The organism is Aneurinibacillus sp. UBA3580 (assembly GCF_002375825.1).
In the GTDB taxonomy this organism is placed as follows: domain Bacteria; phylum Bacillota; class Bacilli; order Aneurinibacillales; family Aneurinibacillaceae; genus Aneurinibacillus; species Aneurinibacillus danicus.
This window is the reverse complement of sequence record NZ_DFMZ01000061.1, coordinates 3200-5294: the sequence shown is the minus strand read 5'-3', so window position 1 is coordinate 5294 and position 2095 is coordinate 3200. Positions and strand designations below refer to the sequence as shown.

At 49.3% G+C, this 2095-nt stretch carries 3 protein-coding genes; 2 read left to right on the top strand and 1 reads right to left on the bottom strand.

The annotated features are described in order from the left end of the window. Positions 1-126 precede the first annotated feature (126 nt). On the bottom strand, positions 127-840 hold the full coding sequence (locus B2899_RS09905) for a 2-phosphosulfolactate phosphatase (RefSeq protein ID WP_286885466.1): 714 nt from the start codon (positions 838-840) through the stop codon (positions 127-129). Between the two features lie 127 nt (positions 841-967). Between B2899_RS09905 and B2899_RS09900 the strand changes: the two genes are divergently transcribed. Then, a complete protein-coding gene (locus B2899_RS09900; protein WP_146809900.1) occupies positions 968-1231 on the top strand; it encodes a YqhV family protein in 264 nt (87 codons plus the stop codon). Positions 1232-1246: 15 nt separating this feature from the next. After that, positions 1247-2095, top strand: an 849-nt coding sequence (locus tag B2899_RS09895; RefSeq protein WP_286885465.1) for a M14 family zinc carboxypeptidase, incomplete at its 3' end; no start/stop codon positions are given.

Genomic DNA, 2095 nt, shown 5'->3' with positions numbered 1-2095 from the left:
ACAGGCATAAAAATGGAGCATACGCCATACGGCGCCATGCTCGTCTCCAAATTTATAGGATAAACGTAATATGATCTTAACATATTTTTCTTTGAGCGTTCAATTTTTTACAAAAAATATGTGAAACTATATGGTAGCTTTGGTAAGGTATTTATTTACAAGGGTCGGTACAATATCGAATTCGTTGAGTTGGCCGCAATAAAGCACATCTTCCTCTCCATGCTGCTGGGCAAGGCGTTTTCCTGTTGCGGTCTTAAGCAGAAGCCCGGGAAGTGCGCCGCCAAGCTGTAAATAGCTTGCTTCAAGTGCTATGCCTAGATCGCATACTTTGCTTGAAGGAAGAAGCTGACGGGCTCGATGCACCATCAGCCCGGCGGCCAATCCGTCTTCAAGTGCGAATTCATGGCGCGTACCCGCACAATACAGCGTGATGTCTAATTGTCGCTTGATGGCTTTCCGAATGCAGGCCTCCGCATTAAGGAAGCATCCGACAAATACATGTGTGGCACGTGCCGCCTTACTGATGGCGATGGTTCCGTCAGTGGTTGTTAGCACAAGCTGTTTACCGGGCTGCTTAAAAGCGCGGAATGCGGTAGGGGAATTGCTGTATTCAAATTCTGCCACTTTTTTTCCGTGCCTTTCCCCGGCACAGATGACCCCTTCTGTGCGCAGTCCTTGCGCCTGCCCAATCGTTTCAACGGGAAGAACGGAGGTGAAGCCTGCCCCCAGCGCAGCCACAATTGTGCTTGCTGCTTTCAGTACATCGATGACAACGACTGTTCGCCCCACAATTTGCTCCTGCCGGATCTCTTCGATTGTCTGCACGATTTCAATCCTCATGGTTCTCTCTTCCTCTTTCCCTTCGGTTTTATGTGTTTATAGTATGCCGGATAAAATATGGGCGTTCCCTTCCCCGGATATATTCCATGTTGTACATGCATACGTTGAAAAGAGGGGAGGGATACGCATGCTTGAAAAAGCGATTATCGGTATGGCGTCATTGCGTCTAATCTCAGGTTCGCTTGAAATTTTGGCCGCACTGTTAATCATTAAATTCAACGAAGTGGAGAAGGCGCTGCTCATCAATTCTAGCCTGGTGCTAGTCGGACCTCCGGTGCTTTTGCTGACGACCACTATCGGGTTAATGGGGATGGCGGACCGGATTAGCTTCGCAAAGGTCTTATGGATTCTTATTGGTATGGTCTGTATTTTAATCGGGGTTCGCAAATAGGGAGGAGGTACATGTATGCGTTATGTAGTGCAAAAAGGGGATACGGTGCTAAAAATAGCGAATCGTTTTGGTATTGGCGTGACAGCCCTGCTCAGCGCTAATCCGGCGCTTATGCGGCGCACGTATCTAATTCCCGGCCAGGTGGTGACAGTGCCTGAAGCGGTTGTCTCCTATGAAATACAGTCCGGTGATACTCTTTATTGTATTGCGAAGAACTTCGGTGTAGCACCGCAGGATTTACAGGAAGCAAACCCGTCGCTTAAAAGTCTTGCGCCGGAAGCGGAACTTATATCAGGTACGGTGCTGGTGATTCCTCACGTTCACACAGAACGTATTGTGGATACAGATGCAGAGTACACACCGTATGATCTTACCCGGAACGCAGCCATGCTGAAAGGACGGTATCCGTTTCTGCAGATCCGAACAATCGGGCATTCTGTTATGGGGAAACCTTTGTATGCTATTCGGTTGGGACAGGGGCCAAAAGAGGCGTTTTACAGCGGTGCATGGCATGCCAATGAGTGGATTACGGCGTCCGTACTTATGAAATTTGTGGAAGACATGGCACGTGCCTATGCGCAAAAAGAGACGCTACGCGGGTACGATATTGAGGAGTGGTGGCACCGGTTCAGCGTATGGGTGATGCCGATGGTAAACCCGGACGGGGTAGAGCTGTCATTGCTTGGAATTGAATGTTCGCACCCATACTATCAGGAAGTGATGGCAATCAACAACGGAACGCACAATTTTACAGGATGGACAGCTAACATTCGCGGTGTTGACTTGAACCATCAGTGGCCGGCATTGTGGGAGGAAGAGGCAAAAACAAGCCCGAAGGCACCTGCTCCCCGCCATTATGGCGGG